Origin of the sequence: Sphingobium sp. JS3065 (genome assembly GCF_026427355.1) — a bacterium.
Taxonomy (GTDB): Bacteria; Pseudomonadota; Alphaproteobacteria; order Sphingomonadales; family Sphingomonadaceae; genus Sphingobium.
This window is the reverse complement of sequence record NZ_CP102664.1, coordinates 3,043,862-3,065,491: the sequence shown is the minus strand read 5'-3', so window position 1 is coordinate 3,065,491 and position 21,630 is coordinate 3,043,862. Positions and strand designations below refer to the sequence as shown.

General features: G+C 64.7%; 16 protein-coding genes. 8 read left to right on the top strand and 8 right to left on the bottom strand.

The genetic code is table 11. The features are described from left to right. Positions 1-40 precede the first annotated feature (40 nt). On the bottom strand, positions 41-2,332 hold the full coding sequence (locus NUH86_RS15025; protein ID WP_267250240.1) for a CDC48 family AAA ATPase: 2,292 nt from the start codon (positions 2,330-2,332) through the stop codon (positions 41-43). Positions 2,333-2,671: 339 nt separating this feature from the next. Between NUH86_RS15025 and NUH86_RS15020 the strand changes: the two genes are divergently transcribed. Both NUH86_RS15020 and NUH86_RS15015 read left to right on the top strand, forming a co-directional pair. Then, complete coding sequence (locus tag NUH86_RS15020) at positions 2,672-3,553, top strand: LysR substrate-binding domain-containing protein (protein WP_267250239.1); 882 nt, start codon at positions 2,672-2,674, stop codon at positions 3,551-3,553. 77 nt (positions 3,554-3,630) lie between these two features. Further along, a complete protein-coding gene (locus NUH86_RS15015) occupies positions 3,631-4,794 on the top strand; it encodes a sensor domain-containing diguanylate cyclase (RefSeq protein WP_267250238.1) in 1,164 nt (387 codons plus the stop codon). Between the two features lie 30 nt (positions 4,795-4,824). Here NUH86_RS15015 and NUH86_RS15010 read toward each other — a convergent pair whose 3' ends face one another. Further along, positions 4,825-5,496 carry a glutathione S-transferase family protein gene (locus NUH86_RS15010; protein ID WP_013847938.1) on the bottom strand — a complete coding sequence of 224 codons (672 nt, stop codon included), beginning with the start codon at positions 5,494-5,496 and terminating at the stop codon, positions 4,825-4,827. A 182-nt stretch (positions 5,497-5,678) separates the two neighbouring features. Here NUH86_RS15010 and acs point away from each other — a divergent pair, with 182 nt between their 5' ends. Together acs and NUH86_RS15000 are read left to right on the top strand one after the other, a co-directional pair. Continuing rightward, a complete protein-coding gene (gene acs, locus NUH86_RS15005; RefSeq protein WP_267250237.1) occupies positions 5,679-7,622 on the top strand; it encodes an acetate--CoA ligase in 1,944 nt (647 codons plus the stop codon). 21 nt (positions 7,623-7,643) lie between these two features. Next, positions 7,644-8,156 carry a cytochrome b gene (locus NUH86_RS15000; protein WP_267250236.1) on the top strand — a complete coding sequence of 171 codons (513 nt, stop codon included), beginning with the start codon at positions 7,644-7,646 and terminating at the stop codon, positions 8,154-8,156. An 83-nt stretch (positions 8,157-8,239) separates the two neighbouring features. Here the strand turns inward: NUH86_RS15000 and NUH86_RS14995 are convergent, their stop codons facing one another. Next, entirely contained in the window at positions 8,240-9,448 is a 1,209-nt protein-coding gene (locus NUH86_RS14995; protein WP_267250234.1) for a UbiH/UbiF/VisC/COQ6 family ubiquinone biosynthesis hydroxylase, read from the bottom strand. 142 nt (positions 9,449-9,590) lie between these two features. Beyond that, entirely contained in the window at positions 9,591-10,682 is a 1,092-nt protein-coding gene (locus tag NUH86_RS14990; protein WP_267250233.1) for a branched-chain amino acid aminotransferase, read from the bottom strand. 154 nt (positions 10,683-10,836) lie between these two features. Between NUH86_RS14990 and NUH86_RS14985 the strand changes: the two genes are divergently transcribed. From NUH86_RS14985 to NUH86_RS14975, 3 genes are all read left to right on the top strand, one after another. After that, the gene (locus NUH86_RS14985; protein WP_267250232.1) at positions 10,837-11,853 is read left to right on the top strand and encodes a threonine aldolase family protein; all 1,017 of its coding nucleotides are present in this window, start codon (positions 10,837-10,839) and stop codon (positions 11,851-11,853) included. Continuing rightward, entirely contained in the window at positions 11,850-12,734 is an 885-nt protein-coding gene (locus tag NUH86_RS14980) for a DMT family transporter (RefSeq protein WP_267250231.1), read from the top strand. Before NUH86_RS14985 ends, NUH86_RS14980 begins: the two co-directional genes overlap by 4 nt. A 305-nt stretch (positions 12,735-13,039) precedes the next feature. Beyond that, positions 13,040-13,981 carry an IS110 family transposase gene (locus NUH86_RS14975; RefSeq protein WP_267250230.1) on the top strand — a complete coding sequence of 314 codons (942 nt, stop codon included), beginning with the start codon at positions 13,040-13,042 and terminating at the stop codon, positions 13,979-13,981. Positions 13,982-13,995: 14 nt separating this feature from the next. On the opposite strand, the gene NUH86_RS14970 is transcribed toward NUH86_RS14975, so the two are convergent. Both NUH86_RS14970 and NUH86_RS14965 read right to left on the bottom strand, forming a co-directional pair. Beyond that, positions 13,996-14,394, bottom strand: coding sequence for an acyl-CoA thioesterase (locus NUH86_RS14970; protein WP_267250229.1), 399 nt, complete (start codon positions 14,392-14,394; stop codon positions 13,996-13,998). 76 nt (positions 14,395-14,470) lie between these two features. Further along, a complete protein-coding gene (locus tag NUH86_RS14965; RefSeq protein ID WP_267250228.1) occupies positions 14,471-16,531 on the bottom strand; it encodes a S9 family peptidase in 2,061 nt (686 codons plus the stop codon). A gap of 93 nt (positions 16,532-16,624) precedes the next feature. Here NUH86_RS14965 and NUH86_RS14960 point away from each other — a divergent pair, with 93 nt between their 5' ends. Further along, positions 16,625-18,406, top strand: coding sequence for an aminopeptidase P family protein (locus NUH86_RS14960; RefSeq protein WP_267250227.1), 1,782 nt, complete (start codon positions 16,625-16,627; stop codon positions 18,404-18,406). 343 nt (positions 18,407-18,749) lie between these two features. Here NUH86_RS14960 and NUH86_RS14955 read toward each other — a convergent pair whose 3' ends face one another. Both NUH86_RS14955 and NUH86_RS14950 read right to left on the bottom strand, forming a co-directional pair. After that, positions 18,750-19,613: a phasin family protein gene (locus NUH86_RS14955; RefSeq protein ID WP_267250226.1), complete on the bottom strand. Its 864-nt coding sequence runs from the start codon at positions 19,611-19,613 to the stop codon at positions 18,750-18,752. Between the two features lie 142 nt (positions 19,614-19,755). After that, positions 19,756-21,495, bottom strand: coding sequence for a PHA/PHB synthase family protein (locus NUH86_RS14950; RefSeq protein WP_267252157.1), 1,740 nt, complete (start codon positions 21,493-21,495; stop codon positions 19,756-19,758). Positions 21,496-21,630: the final 135 nt, after the last annotated feature.

Genomic DNA, 21,630 nt, shown 5'->3' with positions numbered 1-21,630 from the left:
CGCGAAGGCAGGAACATGGTGTGGTGGGGGAGCCGTCAGGTCATTCCTTGCCGCGCCCCCGCAGCATGCCGGGCGCGACGAAGCCGATGGGATCGACCTGCATCACACTCTGCTTGAGCGTCGCCTGGATCTGCTCATATTCGCGCTCCATTTCCGGCGTGACGGAGGCGCGGGTATCCTCCAGCGCCGCTTCGAAATGGGCCTGCGTCACCTTGTCGACCGAGAGCGACTGGCGCAGCGCGACCAGCCCCGCCCGGCGGACCAGATCCTCCAGATCGGCGCCGGTGAAGCGTTCGGTGCGCTCGGCCAGCATGTCCAGATCGACGTCGTCGGCCAGCGGCATCTTGCCCGTATGGATGGACAATATGCGCTTGCGCCCGGCCTGGTCCGGCACGGGGACATAGATCAACTCATCGAACCGCCCCGGTCGCAGCAGCGCCGGATCAATCAGCGTCGGCCGGTTGGTGGCGCCTATGACCACAACCGATTGCAGTTCCTCCAGCCCGTCCATCTCGGCCAGGATGGTGTTCACCACCCGCTCCGTCACCTGCGGTTCGCCCAGGCCGCCGCCGCGAGCGGGGACGAGACTGTCCAGTTCGTCGATGAAGATGACCGTCGGCGCGACCTGCCTGGCGCGGGCGAAGAGGCGGGCGATCTGCTGTTCGCTTTCCCCATACCATTTGCTGAGCAGGTCGGAGGATTTGGTGGCGATGAAATTGGCCTGCGCCTCCCGCGCCACGGCCTTCGCCAGCAGCGTCTTGCCGGTGCCGGGCGGGCCGTAGAGCAGGAAGCCCTTGGCCGGGCGGATGCCGATGCGGCGGAAGGCGTCCGGATCCTTGAGCGGCAGTTCCACCCCTTCCTTGAGGCGCATCTGGGCATCGTCCAGCCCGCCGATGTCGGCCCAGCCGATGTTCGGCGCCTGCACCATCACCTCCCGCATGGCGGAGGGTTGGACGCGCTTGATCGCGGCCATGAAATCCTCCCGCGTGACGGAGAGTTCCTCCAGCACGTCGGGCGGGATCGTCCCTTCCTCCAGATTGAGGCGCGGCATGAACCGGCGGACCGTCTCGATCGCCGCCTCGCGGGTCAGCGCGGCCAGATCCGCGCCGACGAAGCCATAGGTCATGCGGGCGAGTTCGCTGAGGTCGACCTTGTCGCCCAGCGGCATGCCGCGGGTGTGGATGCCCAGAATTTCCCGCCGCCCGCGCTCGTCCGGGACGCCGACGATGATCTCGCGGTCAAACCGGCCGGGACGGCGCAGCGCCTCGTCTATCGCTTCCGGCCGGTTGGTCGCGGCGATGACGACCAGGTTGGTGCGCGGCTCCAGCCCGTCCATCAGCGTCAGCAATTGCGCGACCAGGCGCTTTTCCGTCTCGCCGGTCACGCTGCCGCGCTTGGGCGCGATCGAATCGATCTCATCGATGAAGAGGATCGACGGGACGGACTTGGCGGCGGCCTCGAAAATCTCGCGAAGCTGCTTTTCCGACTCGCCATAGGCCGAACCCATGATCTCCGGCCCGTTGATCAGGAAGAATTCGGCTTCCGATTCATTGGCGACGGCGCGGGCCAGCCGCGTCTTGCCGGTGCCCGGCGGGCCATGGAGCAGCACGCCCTTGGGCGGATCGACGCCCAGCCGTTCGAACAGTTCGGGATAGCGCAGCGGCAGCTCCACCATCTCGCGCAACTGGTCGATGGCATCGGCCATGCCGCCGACATCGTCATAGGTGACGTCGGCGCGGCGGGATTCGCGCGGCTCCTCATATTCGGCGCGCAGTTCGACTTCGGTTTCGGCGTCGATATGGACGACGCCCTTGGGCACGGTGGACACCACCACCAGCCGGATTTCCTGCAGGGCATAGGCTGGGGCGGCCAGCATCTGCCGCAATTGGGGCGGCATGTCGCCGGGCGGCACCTGCTGCTGTCCCGCCGTGGCGACGACGTCGCCGGCGGCGAGCGGGCGCTGGAAGAAAACACGCTTCAGCGCTTCGGGATTGCCCTGCAACCGCAAATTATTTTGTGCAGGTGCGAAGACGACACGCTGGGCGGGGCGCGGCTCGACCTTGCCGATCACGACGAAGTCGCCCGATCCCACCCCGGCATTGGCCCGCTGAAGCCCGTCGAGGCGCAGGACGTCCAGCCCCTCATCCTCCTTATAGGGCCGCACCACCCGGGCAGGGGTGGAGCGCTTGCCCACTATCTCGATCACGTCGCCTTCGGCCAGATGGAGTTCCGCCATCACCGCCAATGGAAGGCGAGCGAGGCCGCGCCCCGCATCTTCCGGCCGGGCGTTGGCCACCTGTATCCTGCGTCCTGCGATTTCCTCTTCGGCCACGTCGGCTTCCCCGTTCCTGTCGCTGCGTAACGAGATAGGGAACGTCGCGACCGAACGGAAGGGGCCATGGGGAGCCCCGGACCGAATAAAAAAAGGGCCGGCCCGAAGGCCAGCCCGGAAAGTTTATAGGAGAGGATGCCTGAAAGGCCTTTTCCATGTGCAGTGCGGCATGTATTTTCGCAAGTGCGAAAAGAATCGAGGAGTTGCAATTTTTGCATCTTGCCAACTACCCCTTTTTCCTGCTCAGTGGAGCAAGGATGCTTGAGAGCCGGTTTGGGCGCCGTTTGAGAAGAAGCAATGATGCGTCGCAACGGATCGGCCAAATGAACATGACGGTTTATGCGTAGATTGCCGCCCCTTACGGCCCTGGAGGCCTTTGTGCAGGTCGCCCGCCTTGGATCGGTCAAGGCGGCGGCGGAGGAGCTTGCGCTCTCGACTCCGGCGCTCAGCCGCCGGGTGCAGGCGCTGGAGCGGTTCATCGGCCGCCCCCTGTTCGACCGCAAGCACCAGGCGCTGGAAATCAATGCCGACGGCCAGCGATTGCTGGACGACATCGCACCCGCGCTGGATTCGCTGAGCCAGGCGCTGGAGAATATCCAGAGCGGCGGCAACCAGTTGCGCCTGCGGCTGGCGGTCATGCCGCTGTTCGCGACGCAGCGGCTGTTCCCGCATCTGGGCGCGCTGCGGCAGCGGCATCCACAGCTTCACATCGATATCGAGACCACCCCCTATGCCGTCGCCCGGCTGGGCGAAGGGCTGGACGCCGCCATCGTTCTGGCGAAGGACATCGATCCGGCGCTCTACGCCCATGAACTGGACCGTGACGAGGTCTATCTGATCGGGCGCAAGGCGTTGCTGGAGTCGCCGAACGCGCTGACGTCGCCGCAGGAACTGGCCAATCACACCATCCTGCTCCATCGCGACATGGCGCTCGCTTTCGAGGCGTGGAAGGAGGCGGCGGGCCTGCCCGACCTGCAACCGCTGGCCATCGACAATTATGATTCGGGGCAATTGATGCTGGAGGCGGCGGCCCAGGGGCTGGGCGTCGCCATATTGCACGCCAGCCATTATAATGAGGCGCAGGATTCGCGTCTGGTCCGGCTGTTTCCGGAAAGCCGGGTCGAAAGCCCCTATCGCTATTATTTCGTTTGCCGCCCGCGCGCGCTGCAGACCCGTTCGGTGCGCATCTTCCGCGACTGGCTGATCGGCGCGGACATATAATAGTGGCCGATCAAGGCCTTGGCGGTTTTCCCCCGGCGCGCTCTTAACCTTGTTTCGCATCCGTCGTTATAGCGGACATGACTGGGGCATCATCTTCCGCAAACGCGCAACATGGTCTGACCGACCGCCTGGCCCGCTGGGCTCGCGGCTTTTCGGGCAAGGCCGACGACATGGACATGGACGGGCCGGAGGCGCCGCAACGCGCCCGGCCGGGCAGCGCCGCCAGCCGGGAAGCCACCCGGCGGCGCAAGCTGTACGAGGATATTGGCGATTTCCTGTTCGCCCATGATCTGGACCTGACGCCGCTCAATTTCGGCGTGGCCCACGATTATCTGACCGGATCGCATATCGGCGTGGAAAAGGCCGTGAAGGCGGTGCTGGCGGAGCGGGGCAAGATCACCAATGGCTGGGTCGAAAATGTCGTCGCCGACCAGCGCAATGACGAGGTGACGCCAGACGCGTTGGCTTCCATGCTCGACAAGGTCGAGGAGAATCTGTCGCAATTCACCGGCCTGATGACCGAATCGCGCAATTCCGCCAAGGATTATGGCGCGGCGTTGCAGGAAGAGGTGAAAGGCCTGTCCGCCAGCGCGGAAAATCAGCCGGTGCTGGCGCGCCTGGTGGCGCTGACCCGATCGATGGTGGAAAAGACCCGGCAGGTCGAAGGCCAGCTACGCGACAACCAGAAACAGACGCAGCTTCTGAAATCGAATCTGGAAAGCGCGCGCCGCGCAGCCGAGCATGACCATCTGACCGGCCTGCCCAACCGCCGCGCCTTCGAAGGCACGCTGCGCGAGGAACTGGCGCAGGCGCAGAAGGAAGGGCAGCCGCTGGCCGTCGCCTTTTGCGACATCGATCATTTCAAGCTGATCAACGATACCCATGGCCATGACACCGGCGACCGGGTGCTGAAATTCGTGGCGGGATTGCTGTCCAAGGCGAGCAACGATCAATGCCATGTCGCGCGCCATGGCGGGGAGGAATTCGTCATGCTGTTCCGCGGCAAGACGGCGGCGGAGGCCTGCGAGGCGGTGGACAGCGTGCGGCAGGATCTGTCCACCCGCAGCCTGGTCAACCGGGCGAACGGCGAACGGATGGAGCGGGTGAGCTTTTCCGCCGGGGTCGCCAACGTGCTGGCCTATGAAGACCCCCGCGCCGCGTTGAAGGCGGCGGACCGGGCGCTCTATCTGGCCAAGGAACATGGCCGCAACCGGGTGTATCTGGCGGCGGAGCTGGATTGAACCCCTCCCCCTGGGGAGGAGGATCGGTCCTTAAAAATCCGGCTTTTCATAATGGGGCGGCGGGGTGATCACCTCCATCCGCTCGGACAGCAGCGGGCGGAAGGACGGGCGCGACTTGAAGCCCGCATACCAGCGCTTCACCGTCTCATGCCCGGCCCAGTCGATGCCGCCCAGATAATCCGCGACGGACAGATGCGCGGCGGCGGCGATGTCCGCCAGGCTGAGCGTCGGACCCGCCATCCAGCTACGGTGATCGAGCAGATAGTCCATATAATCCATATGGACATTGGCCCGCTTCATCGCCTCCCGCAGCACGCGGGCGTCGGGCGGCGCGCGCTCGATCAGCCGCTTCTTCATCCGCTCGTGCAGCAGCGGGCCGACGACGTCGCCATAGAAATTCTGGTCGAAGAAGGCGGTCAGCCGCCGCACCTCCGCCCGGCCCGCCGCCGTGCCGGAGATCAGCGGGAATTTCTCGACCGTTTCCTCGAAATATTCGCAGATCGCCTGACTGTCGATCAGGGTCATGCCCTTTTCCTCATCCACCATCACCGGCGTCGTGCCGGCGGGGTTGAGGTCCAGAAATTCGTCCCGCGCCTCCCACGGCGATTCGCGCATCAAGTCGTAGCCCACGCCCTTTTCGCCGAGCAGCAGGCGAACCTTGCGCGAAAATGGACAGAGCGGAAATTGGAAAAGTTGCCACATATTGCTTCCCTGTTAGGCCCAGCAAGCCCATGCGAAAAGCGGCAAATGGCATCGTCCCGCTTAATTCCGGACCGATAATGGCGGAAAGCGTGAGGGAGCAGGAACGATCCCGTCTTCCGGTCGCCGCCCCTTGGTTCTAGGACAGCGGGCAGGCGAGGATTTCGCAAAGGAAAGGATGCCGCATGTCTGACGATTTTTTCCCGGTTCCCGCAGAATGGGCGGCATCCGCCCTGTTCGACCGGGGTGGGCGCGCAGCGGACTATGCGCGGTCGATCCAGGATGCCGACGCCTATTGGCTGGAACAGGCGAAGCGGCTCGACTGGGTGAATTTTCCGAGCCTGACCAATGAAAGCAGCTTCCACGAAGCCGATTTCGGGGTGAAATGGTTTGCCGACGGCGTGCTGAACGTCAGCGCCAACTGCATCGACCGGCATCTGGCGGCCAGGGGCGACCAGACCGCCATCATCTGGGAACCCGATGCGCCGGAGGAAGAACCGCGCCGCTATAGCTATGCTGAGGTGCATGAGCGGGTCTGCCGCTTCGCCAATGTGCTGAAGGGCGCGGGCGCGAAGAAGGGCGACCGCATCACCATCTATATGCCGATGATCCCGGAGGCGGCCTTCGCCCTGCTCGCCTGCGCCCGGATCGGGGCGATCCACAGCGTCGTGTTCGGCGGCTTTTCGCCCGAAGCGCTGGCGGGGCGGATCACCGATTGTGATTCGACGCTGGTGATCACCGCCGATGAGGGCCGCCGGGCGGGGAAGAAGGTGCCGCTGAAGGCCAATGTCGACGCCGCGCTGAAATTATGCTCGAGCGTCCGCAAGGTCATCGTCGTGCAAGCGACCGGCGGCGCCATCCCGATGGAAGAGGGCCGCGACCTCTGGCTGCATGAGGAAGCGGCCAGGGTTTCCGCCGACTGCCCGGCTGAGCCGATGCAGGCGGAAGATCCGCTTTTCATCCTCTACACATCAGGTTCTACGGGAAAGCCCAAGGGCGTGCTGCACACGACCGGCGGCTATCTGCTCTGGGCCAGCCTGACGCATGAGCTGTGCTTCGACTATCGCCCGGACGACATTTATTGGTGCGCCGCCGACATCGGCTGGGTCACGGGGCACAGCTATATCGTCTATGGCCCGCTGGCGAACGGGGCGACGACGCTGATGTATGAAGGCGTGCCCAATTACCCGACGCCCAGCCGTATCTGGGAAGTGGTCGACCGGCATCAGGTGCGGACCATCTTCACCGCCCCCACGGCGCTGCGCGCGCTGATGAAGGAAGGCGACGATTTCGTGACCCGCACCAGCCGCCAGTCACTGCGCCTGCTGGGCACGGTGGGCGAGCCGATCAATCCGGAGGCCTGGCGCTGGTACCATCATGTCGTGGGCGAGGATCGCTGCCCGATCATCGACACCTGGTGGCAGACCGAGACCGGCGCGGCGATGATCGCGCCCATGCCGGGCGCGACCGACCTCAAGCCCGGCTCCGCCACCCTGCCGATGCCCGGCGTGGTGCCGCAGATCGTGGACGCGGAGGGCAAGGTGCTGGAAGGGGCGGCGGAAGGAAACCTCGTCATCGCGCAGAGCTGGCCGGGGCAGATGCGCACCGTCTGGGGCGATCATGAGCGTTTCTTCCAGACCTATTTCACTACCTTTCCCGGCAAATATACGACTGGCGACGGGGCGCGGCGCGACAAGGACGGCTATTACTGGATCACCGGGCGCGTCGATGACGTGATCAACGTGTCGGGCCACCGCATGGGCACGGCGGAGGTCGAAAGCGCGCTGGTGCTGCATGAGGCGGTGGCGGAGGCGGCGGTGGTCGGCTTCCCCCACGACATCAAGGGACAGGGCATCTACGCCTATGTGACGCTGAACAGCGGCGAGGAGGCGACCGACGATCTGCGCAAGGCGCTGGTCGCCTGGGTGCGGGGCGAGATCGGGCCGATCGCCACGCCCGACGTGATCCAGTTCGCGCCGGGCCTGCCCAAGACGCGATCAGGCAAGATCATGCGCCGCATCCTGCGCAAGATCGCGGAGGGCGAGGTGTCGGCCCAGGCGCTGGGGGACATTAGTACACTTGCCGATCCGTCGGTTGTGGATAATCTGGTCGCCAATCGTCAGGGGTAGAAAATCAAGCAGGAGTATTTGATGGATCGCTACAGTTCCATTGCCCGCGCGCTGCACTGGATCCTGGCGATCCTCATTATCTTCAACCTCTTCCTGGGCTTTGCGCATGATGCGCTGCCCAGGGAGTGGAAGGTGATGCCCATCCACAAGTCAATCGGGCTGAGCGTGCTGGCTCTGACGGTCGCGCGCATCCTGTGGCGCTTCACCCGCGAGACGCCGCCCCTGCCCGCCGCGATGCCGGTCTGGGAAAAGAGAGCCGCGCATGTCACGCATTTCACCTTTTACGCGTTCATGCTGGTCATGCCGCTAACCGGATGGATCATGTCCTCCGCCGGGGATCGGCCCTTGAACTGGTTCTTCCTGTTCGACGTGCCCAAATTCGCCGTGTCGAAGGGCGATGCGATCGTCGGGATTTCAGGCGAGAGTCATGAGATCATGGGCTTTGCCTGGGCGGTGTTGATCATCGTGCATGTGCTGGCGGCGCTGCGACATCATTTCATCCTGAAGGACGGCGTGCTGCGGCGGATGATTTGATCTGGGAATGCCGCTCGCCAATTCGTCATCCCAGCGAAAGCCGGGATGACGATTGTTGATGACGGCAATAGCCGAAACCCTTCCTAAATCATCTCGCCGGTCAGCAGCCGGGGAAGCGCGCCGGATTGTCCCCGCGCTTCGGCCATGAAGCGGTTCTTGAGCAGGGACGTGCGCTGCACCGCCGCCAGCCCGGCGCGGCGAACGAGCGAGGGAAGCCGCCCCGGCACATCGAACAGCCGGACCAGCCCGTCCATCGCCACGCTGGTCATCATCGCGTCCAGCCCGCGCCAGCGCTGATAGCGCGCCAGCAATTGCGCATCGCCCGGATCGAGGCCGAGCCGCATGCCCTCCACAAGCACCTCCACCAGCGCGGCGACATCGCGGAAGCCCAGGTTCAGGCCCTGCCCCGCAATCGGGTGGATCGCATGGGCGCTGTCCCCAACCAGCGCGAGCCGCGTGTCGGTGATCCGCGCCGCATGGTGGAAGCCGAGCGGATAGCTGGAACGCGGCCCGGCCAGCGCGATCTCGCCCAGGAAGCCGCCCATGCGCTTCTGCGCCTCCGCCAGCCAGGCGCGTTCGGACAGTTTGAGCATCGCCGGGGCCTGATCCGTGGGCACCGTCCAGACGATGGCGGAGCGGGTGCCCGGCAGCATCGGCAGCAGCGCGAAGGGGCCGCCGGGGTAGAATATCTCATAGGCCGTGTTGGCGTGCGGCACTTCATGGTCGATGGCGGTCACCATCGCGACATGCTTGTAATTCCAGCGCGTGGTGCGGATGCCCGCGGCTTCGCGGGTCGGGCTGTTGCGGCCCTCCGCCGCGATCAGCAGCGCGCCGTGGATCGTCTCGCCGCTGGCGAGGGTGAGCGTCACGCCGTCGGCATCGCGGTTCACATGCAGCGCCCGGTCGGGCTGGAAGCGGGTGAGGTTTTCCGCCCTTTCCGCCGTCCGCGCCAAAGCGACGCGCAGGTCGCGATTGGGGAACATGATCCCCATCACCCCGTCATCCTCATCCGGCGCGAAGTCGAGCGCGCCCGGTTCCAGCCCGTCGCTGACCCAGATGCGGTCGATCGGGCAACCCTTGCCCTCAAGATATTCGGCCACGCCGATGGCCGACAGCATGGCGTAGCTGGTCGAACTGATGGCCGACACGCGGCCGTCGAAACCGGCGGCGGTAGTCTCCACGGGATTGGCCGGATCGATCACGGCGCAGCGCACGCCATGGCCGGAAAGCGCGATGCCAAGGGTCAGGCCGACCAGGCCACCACCCAATATGACGACGTCGAAGCGTTGCATGAAGGGCGTTCTAGGCGGCTAGGAGGGAATTGGGAAGGGCGGCAATTTCCCTTCCCCCTCCTCCGTTCGGGCTGAACATAGCGAAGTGCTTCGCTCCGCTCAGCATTGCCCTTCGACTTCGCTCAGGGCGAACGGACCTCGGTTACAGTTTCCGCACCCAGTTCGCCGGATCGGCCACCGTGCCGCGCTGGATGCCGGTGAGGTCGGCGCGCAGCCCTTCAGTCACGATGCCGCCGTCGCCATTGCCGATGGTGAAGTCGCCATTGACGCTCTTCACCGTGCCGATGGCGGTGACGACCGCCGCCGTGCCGCAGGCGAACGCCTCGCGCAGCTTGCCGCTGGCGGCGTCGGCGCGCCACTGGGCGAAGCTGTAGGGTTCCTCGCGCACTTCATGCCCCTTGGCGCGGGCGAGCGAGATGATGCTGTTGCGGGTGATGCCCGGCAGGATCGTGCCGGACAGCGGCGGGGTGACGATCGACCCGTCGTCCATCACGAAGAAGACGTTCATGCCGCCCAGTTCCTCGACCCACTTATTTTCGGCGGCGTCGAGGAAGACGACCTGGTCGCAGCCATGGCTGATCGCTTCCTTCTGCGCCACCAGCGATGCGGCATAGTTGCCGCCGCACTTGGCAGCGCCGGTGCCGCCCCGCGCCGCGCGGGTGAAATGTTCCGACACCCAGAGCGTGACCGCCTTCTTGCCGCCCTTGAAATAAGCGCCCGCGGGCGAGGCGATGACGCAGAAAATATACTCATTCGCCGGACGCACGCCCAGGAAGGTCTCGCTGGCGAACATGAAGGGGCGCAGGTACAGGCTGCCCTCCCCGCCCGGAATCCAGTCGGCATCGGTCTTCACCAGCAATTCGACCGCTTCCAGGAACAGGTCTTCGGGCAGGACCGGCATGGCCATGCGTTCGGCCGATTCGGCGAAGCGGCGGGCATTTTCCTCCGGCCGGAACATGGCGATGCTGCCATCCTCCAGGCGATAGGCCTTCATCCCTTCGAAGATTTCCTGCGCATAATGCAGCACGGCGCAGGCCGGATCGAGCTGGAACGGTTCACGCGGGCCGATGGCGTGGCTGTGCCAGCCCTGCCCCTCCGTATAGCGAATCGTCACCATATGGTCGGTGAAGAGTTTTCCGAAACCGGGGTCCGCCAGCAAGTCGGCGCGCCGGTCAGCCGGTACGGCCTTGCCGCTGCGGGTGACGGTGAAGCGCGAAGTCTGCTGGACGTCCATGACGAAAAACTCCTTTGGGTTGGACGGGGCCGCCTATGTCACAGTTGGCGGCGCGAAACAATCGGTCAATATTACTGACCCATGTGGCGGCCCATAGCCGATCCGATCCCGGTGGCATCTTGGCGCTGGAATGCGGCGCGGCTATCCCTGCCCCATGCACTTTTTTTCCGACAATGCGACGCCGGTCTGCCCGGAGGTGATGGCCGCGATCATGGCCGCCGACCGTGCCGATCACGGCTATGACGGCGATGCGTGGAGCGGGCGGCTGAACGGCGCCTTTTCCGAACTGTTCGGCACGAAGGCGGTGGCGCTGTGGATCGCGACCGGCACGGCGGCGAACAGCATCGCGCTGGCGTGCCTCAGCCCGCCCTATGGCGGGGTGCTGTGCCATGAGGAGGCGCATATCGTCGTCGACGAATGCGGCGCGCCGGGCTTCTACACCCATGGGGCCAGCCTGATGGCGCTGCCCGGCGAGGGCGCGAAACTGTCGCCCGACATCGTGACCGAGCGGCTGAAGGCGATCCGCCCGGACGTGCATCAGGTGCCAGCGCGGGCGATCAGCATTACCCAGGCGACCGAATATGGGCTGGCCTATACGCCCGATGAGGTCGCGGTGCTGGGCGATTTGGCGCGGGACCATGGGCTGGGCTTCCATATGGACGGGGCCCGCTTCGCCAATGCGGTGGCGCATCTGGGCTGCCATCCCGGCGACGTGACCTGGCGGGCGGGGGTCGACATCCTCTCCTTCGGCTGCGTCAAGAATGGCGGGATGATCGGGGAGGCTCTGGTCTTTTTCGGGGAGCGGGCGGAGGCGCGGGCGGCGGAGGCGGCGCGACGGCGCAAGCGGGCCGGGCATCTCTTCTCCAAGGGACGCTATCTGGCGGCGCAATTGCTGGCGATGGTCGAGGACGACCTTTGGCTGCGCAATGCGCGGGCGGCCAATGCGGCGGCGCAAGCGCTGGCGGAAGGCGCGCCGGGGCGGCTGATGCATCCGGTCGAGGCGAATGAGCTGTTCGTGCGGCTCTCTCCAGCGGAAAAGGCGCGTTTGCGGGCGCAGGGCTTCGATTTCTACGACTGGGGCGAGGATGCGGCGCGGCTCGTCACCAACTGGTCGCAGGATGCCGGGAACGTGAAGCCTTTGGCCGACGCGATCGGAGCCTTGCAGGGATGATCGAGGGCAAAGGCGTCGCCCTGCCCTTCATCCTGGTCACGCTGATCTGGAGTTCGACCTGGATCGTGATCCGCGACCAGTTGGGCAGCGTGCCGGCGAGCTGGTCGGTCTGCTACCGTTTCCTGCTGGCCGGTGTGGCGATGGCGATCTTCGCCAGGGCGCGGCGCGTGCCGCTGAATATCGGCGGCAGGGGACTGGTCTTCGCCGGGTTGCTGGGCACGGCGCAGTTCGTGATGAATTTCAACTTCGTCTATCGGGCCGAGCATTTTCTGACGTCCGGCGTGGTGGCGGTGGTCTATGCCATGCTGCTGATCCCCAACAGCATCCTTGCCTTCCTCTTCTTTCGCCAGCCGGTGAGCCGAGCCTTCGTCGCGGGATCGGTGGTGGCGGTCGCGGGGATCGCGCTGATGCTGGCGCATGAAGCGGCGAGCCTGCGGTCGGACAGGGTGCTGCTGGGCGCGGCCTTCGCGGTCGCCGGGCTGATGAGCGCTTCGGTCGCCAATGTGATGCAGGGGATGCAGATTGCCCGGCGGCTGCCGATGGTGGCGGTACTGGCCTGGGCGATGCTGATCGGCGCGGCGGTGGATGCGCTGTTCGCCTGGGTCACGGTGGGGCCGCCGGTGATCGAGACGCGGCCGAGCTATCTGGCCGGGATCGCGTGGCTGGGGCTGGCGGGGTCGGTGGTGACCTTCCCGCTTTATTTCCGGCTGATCCAGCGCGTGGGCGCGGGGCGCGCGGCCTATACCAGCGTGCTGATCCCGGTGATCGCCATGCTGATCTCCACGCTGGCGGAGGGTTATCGATGGACGGGGCTGGCGGGTGCGGGCGCGCTGCTGGCGATTGCCGGGATGGTCGTGGCGCTGCGGACCAAGCAGGCTTAGAGCGATTTCCAGTCAGATGGCATCATCTGACGTTTAAGAAATCGCGGTAAAACAAAGGAATAGAGCGGCCGATCTGATTCAATCAGATCGAAAACCGCTTGTCTTATGACATTGCCATCCGTTTGGGTCATGCTGGATTGCCCGGGCCGGGGTGGCCACTCCGGCCCGGGCGGAAGGGGACGGATCGCAAAACCGCGGGTCGTTCAGGGACCGGGTTAGAGTAGGATCGCCCCTTTCTTTTCCATCAGGCCCGAACGGATACCAGGGTTTTGGACCCGGATGACAAGCATGGGCCAGCGGAAAAGATGAGCGACAATCTACCACAGACGATCGGCATCGACATCTCCAAAGCGAGCCTTGATTGCCATGCCTACCCCGCCGGCTTCGAGCGCCAGTTCGCCAACACGGCCAGGGGCCACAAGGCGCTGATCGCCTGGCTACGACAATGGCCGGTCGAACGGATCGCCTATGAGGCAACCGGCACCTATCATCGCGCACTGGAGGCGGCGCTGACCAACTGGCCCTGTGTGAAGCTCAACCCTGAACGGGCCCGGCGCTTCGCCCAGGCGACTGGCACGCTGGCCAAGACCGATCGCATTGACGCCATCCTGCTGGCTCGTATGGCCGCAACCTTGCAACCACCGGTCAGACCCGCTCGAAGCGCACAGCAGGCCCACATGGCGGAGCTCATCAATGCCCGCGACGGCCTGGTTCGTGACCGCACGGCGCTCAAGAATCGCGAGAAAAATCTCACCATCGCCTTTCTCAAGCGCCAGTGTCGCCAGCGGCTCGAACAAATCGATCGGCATATCGAGGCTCTCGACACCGAGATCTCCAACCTGATCGCCGCCGATGCCGTACTTACGCGCCGGCACCAGATCCTGACCAGCATTGCGGGTGTGGGAACGCTGACCGCCAACCAGCTCATCGCCACCATGCCCGAACTCGGCAGCCTTGAGAACAAACAGGCCGCATCGCTTGCTGGTCTCGCCCCCGTCGCGCGACAGTCCGGACAATGGAAAGGCAAAAGCTTCATCCGTGGCGGACGCGCCAACGTGAGGCAGGCTCTCTATATGCCGGCACTCGTCGCCGCCCGATACAACCCTGACCTCAAGGCCAAGTATCAACAACTCGTCGACGCTGGGAAGCCCGCCAAAATCGCGATCACCGCCGTCATGCGAAAGCTCGTCGTCACCGCAAACGCATTGCTCAAGGCCAATAGGTGCTGGGCACAATCTCAGGGTTGACCATCACGGATACTCTAGCCTTCGAAGAAGCGGGCCGCGACGTCCGGGGGGACGCGGAGGATGCGGCCCGTTTTCAGGTCGATGATCGCCCAGGTGGATTTGGCCGACACCTTCACCTTGCCGTCGGGACCGGTGAATTCCATGTGCCGGTCGAAGCGCGCGCCGCGCGGTCCATGCGGAATCCAGGTGCGGGCGGAGACGGTTTCGCCCTGCTTCACATTGCCGCGATAGTCGATCTCATGCCGGGTCACGACCCAGGCATAGGCGTCCAGATGATCCGGCGCGGCGTCGCGGCCCCAATGTTCGGTGGCGACCTGCTCCATCCATTGCACCCAGACGGCGTTGTTCACATGGCCGAGTATGTCGATATGCTCAGGCCCGGCGGTAAATTGGGTGGTGTAGGTGGAGGACATTCTTCCGTGGTTCCCATTGACGCTCGCTGCGCTCGCCCCTCCCCCGACCCCTCCCGCAAGCGGGAGGGGAGCTTCTTTATTGAGCGATGTTGAGTTGCCAGAGGATGAAGGCGAATTCCTCCGCCGTTTCGTGGAGGCTTTCGAAGCGGCCCGACTTGCCGCCATGGCCCGCGCCCATATTGGTCTTGAGCAGCAGGATATTGTCGTCCGTCTTCGTAGCGCGCAGCTTCGCCACCCATTTGGCCGGTTCCCAATAGGTGACGCGGGGGTCGTTGAGACCCGCCGTCACCATCAGCGGCGGATAGGCCTGGGCGCTGACATTGCTGTAGGGGTCGTAGGACAGGATCGTCTCGAACGCCGCCTTGTCCTCTAACGGATTGCCCCATTCGGGCCATTCGCCGGGCGTCAGCGGCAAGCTTCCGTCCAGCATGGTGTTGAGTACGTCCACGAAGGGCACATGCGCCACCACCGCGCCCCAGAGGTCCGGATCGCTGTTGATGACCGCGCCCATCAGTTCGCCGCCCGCCGATCCGCCGGAGATGCTGATGCGGCCCTTCGCCGTATAGCCGCGCTCGATCAGGCCCTTCGCGACGTCCACGAAATCGGTGAAGGTGTTGGTGCGCTTGTCGAGCTTCCCGTCCAGATACCATTGCTGGCCCAGATCGTCGCCGCCCCGGATATGGGCGAGCGCGAAGGCGAAGCCCCGGTCCAGCAGGGACAGGCGGCTGGTGGAGAAGCCCGGCTCCATCGCGATGCCATAAGCGCCATAGCCGTAGAGATGCAGCGGCGCGCTGCCGTCGCGGGGCAGGTCTTTGGGATAGACGATGGAAACGGGAATCTGAGTGCCGTCGCGGGCCGGGATCGTCAGACGCTCCGTGGTGTAGCGGGCCGCGTCATAGCCGGACGGGATTTCCTGGACCTTCAGCACTTCGAGCGCGCCGGTATCGAGATGATAGTCGTAGATGGTATCCGGCGTGACCATCGATTCATAGCCGATGCGCAGCTTCGTCACGTCATATTCGGGATTGTCGTCCAGCGACGCGGAATAGCTGGCTTCCGGGAAGGGAATGCGCCTGGGGCTATGGGTGGCGTAGTCGCGCAATTCGATCTGGTCGAGGCCGTCCTGCCGCCCCTCGGTGACGTAGAAGCCTTTGAACAGCGTGAAATCGGTCAGGTAGAAATGCGGGTCCGCGCCGATGACCTCTTCCCACTGGCCCGGCGTTTCCAGCGACGCCTTCACCAGCCGGAAATTGGGGTGGGTGTCGTTGGTGCGGATGTAGAGCGTGCCCTCATGTTCATCGACATCATATTCGCGGCCGGGCTTGCGCGGGGCGACGAGCAGCGGCTTTGCGGTGGGGTTGTCGGCGGGGAGCAGCCATGCCTCGGTCGTCACATGGTCGCCGGTCGCGATCACGATCCACTTTTCCGAGGAGGTGAGGCCGATCGAGACGCGGAAACCCTCATCATCCTCGTGAAACAGTTCCACGTCACTTTCCACCGGCTGGCCCAGCCAGTGGAGGCGGGCATTGTCGGTGCGCCATTGGTCGTTGGCGATGCCGTAGAGCAGGCCCCTGCTGTCGCTGGTCCACACCAGCGACGACAATGTGTCGGGGATGATTTCGGGCAGGATTTCCCCGGTGAAGAGATCCTTGATCCGCGCCTCGAACCGTTCCGATCCGTCATCGTCGATGGCATAGGCGAGGTAGCGGCCGTCCGGGCTGACCGACAGGGCGCCCAGGCGGAAATAGTCATGCCCCTCCGCCAGAGCGGGTTCGTCCAGGATCAACTGATCGTCGCCGCCTGCGACGGGTTTGCGGTACCATTTGCGATATTGCGCGCCGGTTTCGAAGGCGCGCCAGTAGATATTGTCGCCGTCCTTCTGCGGGACGGAGCTGTCATCCTCCTTGATGCGGCCCTTCATCTCCTGGAACAGTGTGTCGGTCAGCGCCTTGCGCGGCTGCATCGCGGCTTCGAACCAGGCATTCTCCTCCTCCAGATAGGACAGGACGTCCTTGTCCTTCACCTCCGGATAGCCGGGATCGCGCAGCCAGGCATAGGGATCCTCCACCATGATCCCATGATGTGAGAAGCTGTGCGGGCGGCGGGCGGCGACGGGGGCTTTGGGGGATGCGGTCATTCAATGTCCTGATCTGGCGAAACGATGCTGCTTTGCTTATGTTGGCGGCCATAGGCCCTGCGCAAGAGGGCCGACAAGTCCAAGGGAAATTTGATGTCCACTTATGAAGATCGCCTGAAAGCCCTGCGCGCCCAATTGGTGCGCGCGGCGCTGGACGGCTTTGTCGTGCCGCTGACCGACGAGCATATGAGCGAATATGTCGGCGCCTATGCGCAGCGGCTGGCCTGGCTGACCGGCTTTCAGGGATCGGCGGGCAGCGCGGTGGTGTTGCCGGAGGAAGCGGCGATCTTCGTGGACGGCCGCTATACGCTCCAGGTGCGCGAGCAGGTGGACGGGGCCCACTGGCAATATGAGAGCGTGCCGCAGACATCCGTCGCGGCCTGGCTGGGCGAGCATGTCCCGGCGGGCGGGCGCATCGGTTACGACCCGTGGCTGCACACGCGGGCATGGGTGAAGGCGGCGAGCGAGGCGCTGGCCGAGCGCGGCGCGGAACTGGTGGCGGTGGACACCAATCCGGTCGACGCCGTGTGGCCGGACCGCCCCGCCCCCAGCGACGCCAAGCTGGTGGTGCATGAGGACCGCTATGCCGGGCAGTCGGCGGCGGAAAAGCGGCAGGCGATGGCGGATTGGCTGGTGTCGAAACAGGCCGATGCGGCGGTGCTGTCGGCGCTCGATTCGCTGGCATGGACCTTCAACATCCGGGGCAAGGATGTGGAGCGGACGCCGGTCGCGCTGGCCTATGCCATCGTCCATGCCGATGCGACGGCGGACCTTTATGTCGCGCCGGAGAAGATTGACGAGGCGGTGGTGAAGCATCTGGGCAATGCCGTCAGGGTGCATGACCGGGCCGATTTCGCCGGGGCGCTGGCCGGTTTCGCGGGCAAGACGGTGGTGGCCGATCCCGAACGGGCGGTGGCGGCGATCTTCGAGGCGCTGGACGCGGGCGGCGCGAACATATTGGCGCTGCGCGATCCGGCGGTGCTGCCCAAGGCGGTGAAGAACCCGGTCGAGATCGCCGGGCACAAGGCGGCGCAGGCGCGGGACGGCGCTGCGCTGAGCCGGTTCCTGCACTGGATATCGGTCGCCGCGCCCCAGGGCGGCGTCGACGAACTGGGCGCAGCGGCGAAGCTGGAGGCGTTCCGGAAGGAGACCGGGCTGCTGGAGGATCTGTCCTTCGACACGATTTCCGGCGCAGGGCCGAACGGCGCGGTGGTGCATTACCGGGTCGAGGAAAAGACCAACCGCCCGATCGAGACCGGCAGCTTCTATCTGGTCGATTCGGGCGGGCAATATCGCGACGGCACGACCGACGTGACGCGCACCATCGCCATCGGCACGCCGACGCAGGAGATGAAGCGGCGCTTCACCCTGGTGTTGAAGGGTCATATCGCGCTGGGCCGCGCCCAGTTTCCGAAGGGGACGCGGGGCGGGCAGCTCGACGTGCTGGCGCGGCAGTTCCTGTGGGCCGATGGGCTGGATTACGCCCATGGCACGGGCCATGGCGTGGGCAGCTTCCTGTCGGTGCATGAGGGGCCTCAGCGGATCGCGACCTTCGGCGGCGGGGATGAACCCTTGCAGGAGGGGATGATCCTTTCCAACGAGCCGGGTTATTACAAGACCGGCGAATATGGCATCCGCATCGAAAATCTGGTGCTGGTCGAACCGCGCGAAGTGCCCGGCGCCGAGCGGGAGATGCTGGGTTTCGAAACGCTGACCTTCGCGCCGATCGACCGCAACGCGATCGCGGTGGAATTGCTGACCGGCGAGGAACGCGCCTGGCTGGACGCCTATCATGCCAGGGTGGTGGACGTTGTGGGGCCGCAGTTGGAGGGCGAAGCGCTGGAATGGCTGAAGGCGGCCTGCGCGCCTTTGTGAGAGGGTTATGGCCGAACGACGGCAAGGGGTGGAGAGCGGACGTTCAGTTTTCCGTTCGCCCTGAGCCCTTCGTCTACCTGCCAGGGCAGGCGCTCAGGATAAACTTGCCTTCCGCAAGTCGAAGCCTTCAGCCGAGCGGAGCGAGGCTTCCATGCTTCGCCTCCGCTCAGCAGAGCCCTTCGACTTCGCTCAGGGCGAACGGATATCTAATGTCCGCAACTGGCCATTTCCAGACCTTGCACTGGCATGAAAAACGGCCCCCGCAGCAGAGCGGGAGCCGTTTTCTTTTTCCTCAATGCCCGAAGGCAGGATCAGGCGGCGAGCGCCTTCACCTTATGGCTGGTCAAGCCGCAAGCGCCTTCACCTTGTCCGTCACCACGGTCACGCGGGCAGTCAGCGGCGAGGCTACGTCGCCGGCCAGCTTGATCAGCGCTTCGCTGCTCTTGGCCGCTTCCTTGGTGAATTCGTCGAAGCTGCTGGAGAACAACTGGCTCTGAAGCTGGAAGAATTCGGTCGGGGTCTTCACGGTCGAGAAGCTCTTGAACGAGGCGGTCGCCTTTTCGAAGCTCTTCTTGCTGTAATCGACGGCTTCCTGGCCCAGGGTTTCGAAGCCCTTGGCCGCGATCTTGCCGGATTCGACCAGCGCTTCGACATTGCCCTTGGCGATGTCGCTGAATTCCTCGATCGCCTTGGTCGACTTCTCGACGCTCACCTTGGCCTTCTCGTTCAGGTCGGCATAGACCGTTTCCAGCTTGGCCTTGGTTTCTTCAGCGAATTTCTTTCCGGTTTCGATCACGTCGTTCATCATCTTCGTTCCTTCTATGGCGGGCAGCGATTTGGGCTCTGGCGGCCCGGCCTTGGACGACAGGCTCTTCGATTCCTTCGGTTCCGGCGGCGCTACCCTGGCCACCGGATCGATCCTGGGCGTTTCCACCTTCGGCGCCGCAGCGACGGGGGCGGGTTCCGGCGCCGCATCGACGGCAGTTGTCGCCGCGATCACCGCCACCGGATCGGCCTTGGCCGCGGGGACCGCCTTCCTGGCGGGTGGCGCGGCGGGCGTCTTGGGCGGCGCGGGCTTTTTCACGGTCGGCTTGGCTGGCGTCTTGATCGCCGCCTCGGCAGCTTTCAGCGCCTCGGCAGCGGACAGCGTCGAAGAACTCTTCTTCGCGACGGGCTTCTTACGCACTGGCTTTGGGGTAACGGCCACGGACCATCCTCCATTTGTTGCAGTGCACAATATAGAGTCCGCAGGCCCGTTGCAAGCGTTTTGTGCGCTGCAACAAAATTGTCTTATACGCCCCGCCGCAGGGCGAAGGCGGACTATCGCAAATTCAGGGCAGGCCAGGGATTCAGCGCGTTTTCACGTAACGGCCCGGCGCATCCTCAATCGTCTTGAGTCGGCCCTTCCCCGGTTGGCGCCCGCCCTTCACGGGGACGGTCGCGGGGTTGAGGGCGCGAATCCACTCGATCCAGTCGGGCCACCAACTGCCCTTCGTCTCCTTCGCATGCGCGAGAAAGGCGTCCAGGGTCGGCTGCGCTTCGTCGCAGGCCCAATATTGATATTTGCCGGCGGCGGGCGGATTGACCACGCCCGCGATATGCCCCGACCCCGCGAGCAGGAAGCGGGTCGGCCCCGAAAAATGCTCGGTCAGTTTCCACACGCTTTCCAGCGGGGCGATATGATCCTCCCGCCCCGCCTGCACATAGGCGGGGGTTTCGATGCGGCGCAGGTCGATGGGCGTTCCCGCGATGCTGATCGCGCCCGGCTGCACCAGCAGATTGTCCCGATAAAGCTGGGTCAGATAATCCCTGTGCCAGCGCGCCGGAAGGTTGGTGGTGTCGCCGTTCCAGTAGAGCAGGTCGAACGGCGGATAATCCTGCCCCAGCAGGTAATTATTGACCACATAATTCCAGATCAGGTCGCGCCCGCGCAGCAGGTTGAAGGTCGCGGCCATATAGCGCCCGTCCAGGAAACCGCCGGAGGAAAGCTGCTCCACCATCTTCATCTGATCGTCGTCGACGAACAGGCTGAGGTCGCCCGCCTTGCTGAAATCCACCTGGGCGGTGAAGAAGGTGGCGCTGGCGACCTTGTCCGCCTGCCCCCGCGCCGCCAGCAGCGCCAGCGTGGCGGCCAGAGTGGTGCCCGCAACGCAATAGCCGATGGCATGGACGCTGGGCACCTTGAGCAGGTCGCGCACCGTGTCGATCGCGTCGATCTGGCCGTCCAGGATATAATCGTCCCAGACCAGATCCTTCATCGAGGCGTCCGCCGACTTCCATGACACCAGGAAGACGCTGATCCCCTGGTCCACCGCCCATTTGACGAAGCTTTTTTCGGGCGACAGGTCGAGAATGTAGAAGCGGTTGATCCAGGGCGGGAAGATGATCAGCGGCGTTTCCAGCACCGTTGCCGTCGACGGGGCATAGTGGATCAACTGGTAGAGCGGGGTTTCCTTGATCACCTTGCCGGGGGTGGAGGCGATGTTGCGTCCCACTTCGAACGCGGTGCCGTCCGTATGGGAGAGCTGGCCCTTTTCCAGATCGGCCAGCATGTGCTGCAGGCCCTTGACCAGATTCTCGCCGCCGCTCTGTATCGTCTTTTGCATGACGATGGGGTTGGTCAGCGGGAAATTGCTGGGGGCGATGGCGTCCAGCATGCCGCTGGTGGCGAAACGCAGCTTCGCCTTCTGCCTGGGATCGACGCCGTCGACCGCATCGGCCAGCTTCATCAGATAGTCGGAGAGCAGCAGATAGCTCTGCCGGATCAGGTCGTAAAAGGGATGCTCCGTCCACGCCGGGTCGGCGAAGCGCCGGTCCTTGACGGCGGCGGGGCTGCCGGAAGGCGCCGGTTCGGGCCGGTCGCGCAGCAGCCCGCCGGAATCCAGGAAACGCTGCCACAGCGCCAGCCCTTCATCGGCGAAGCTGCTCTGGATGCGCGACACCGCCTCCGGATCGAAGGGCAGGGTCCTGCCGGTCGCGCCCGCCGCCTGTTCCAGCAGCAATTGCTGCGCGCGGCCCAGAACCTGCGTCCATTGCTGCATTTCCGCGAGCGTGGGCAGATGGGGTTCCATGGCATCCTGTACCTTCATGGCCACCTTCATCCTCCTGTTATGGTCCGGTTCGCCGCTTTCGCTGGAATGTCGCAGGCCGGCGGGTTATAGCCGGATTGTGACAAGCCGAAGGCGCGTCACGCACTATCCCTTACCGAGAGCTTTCAGGAAAGC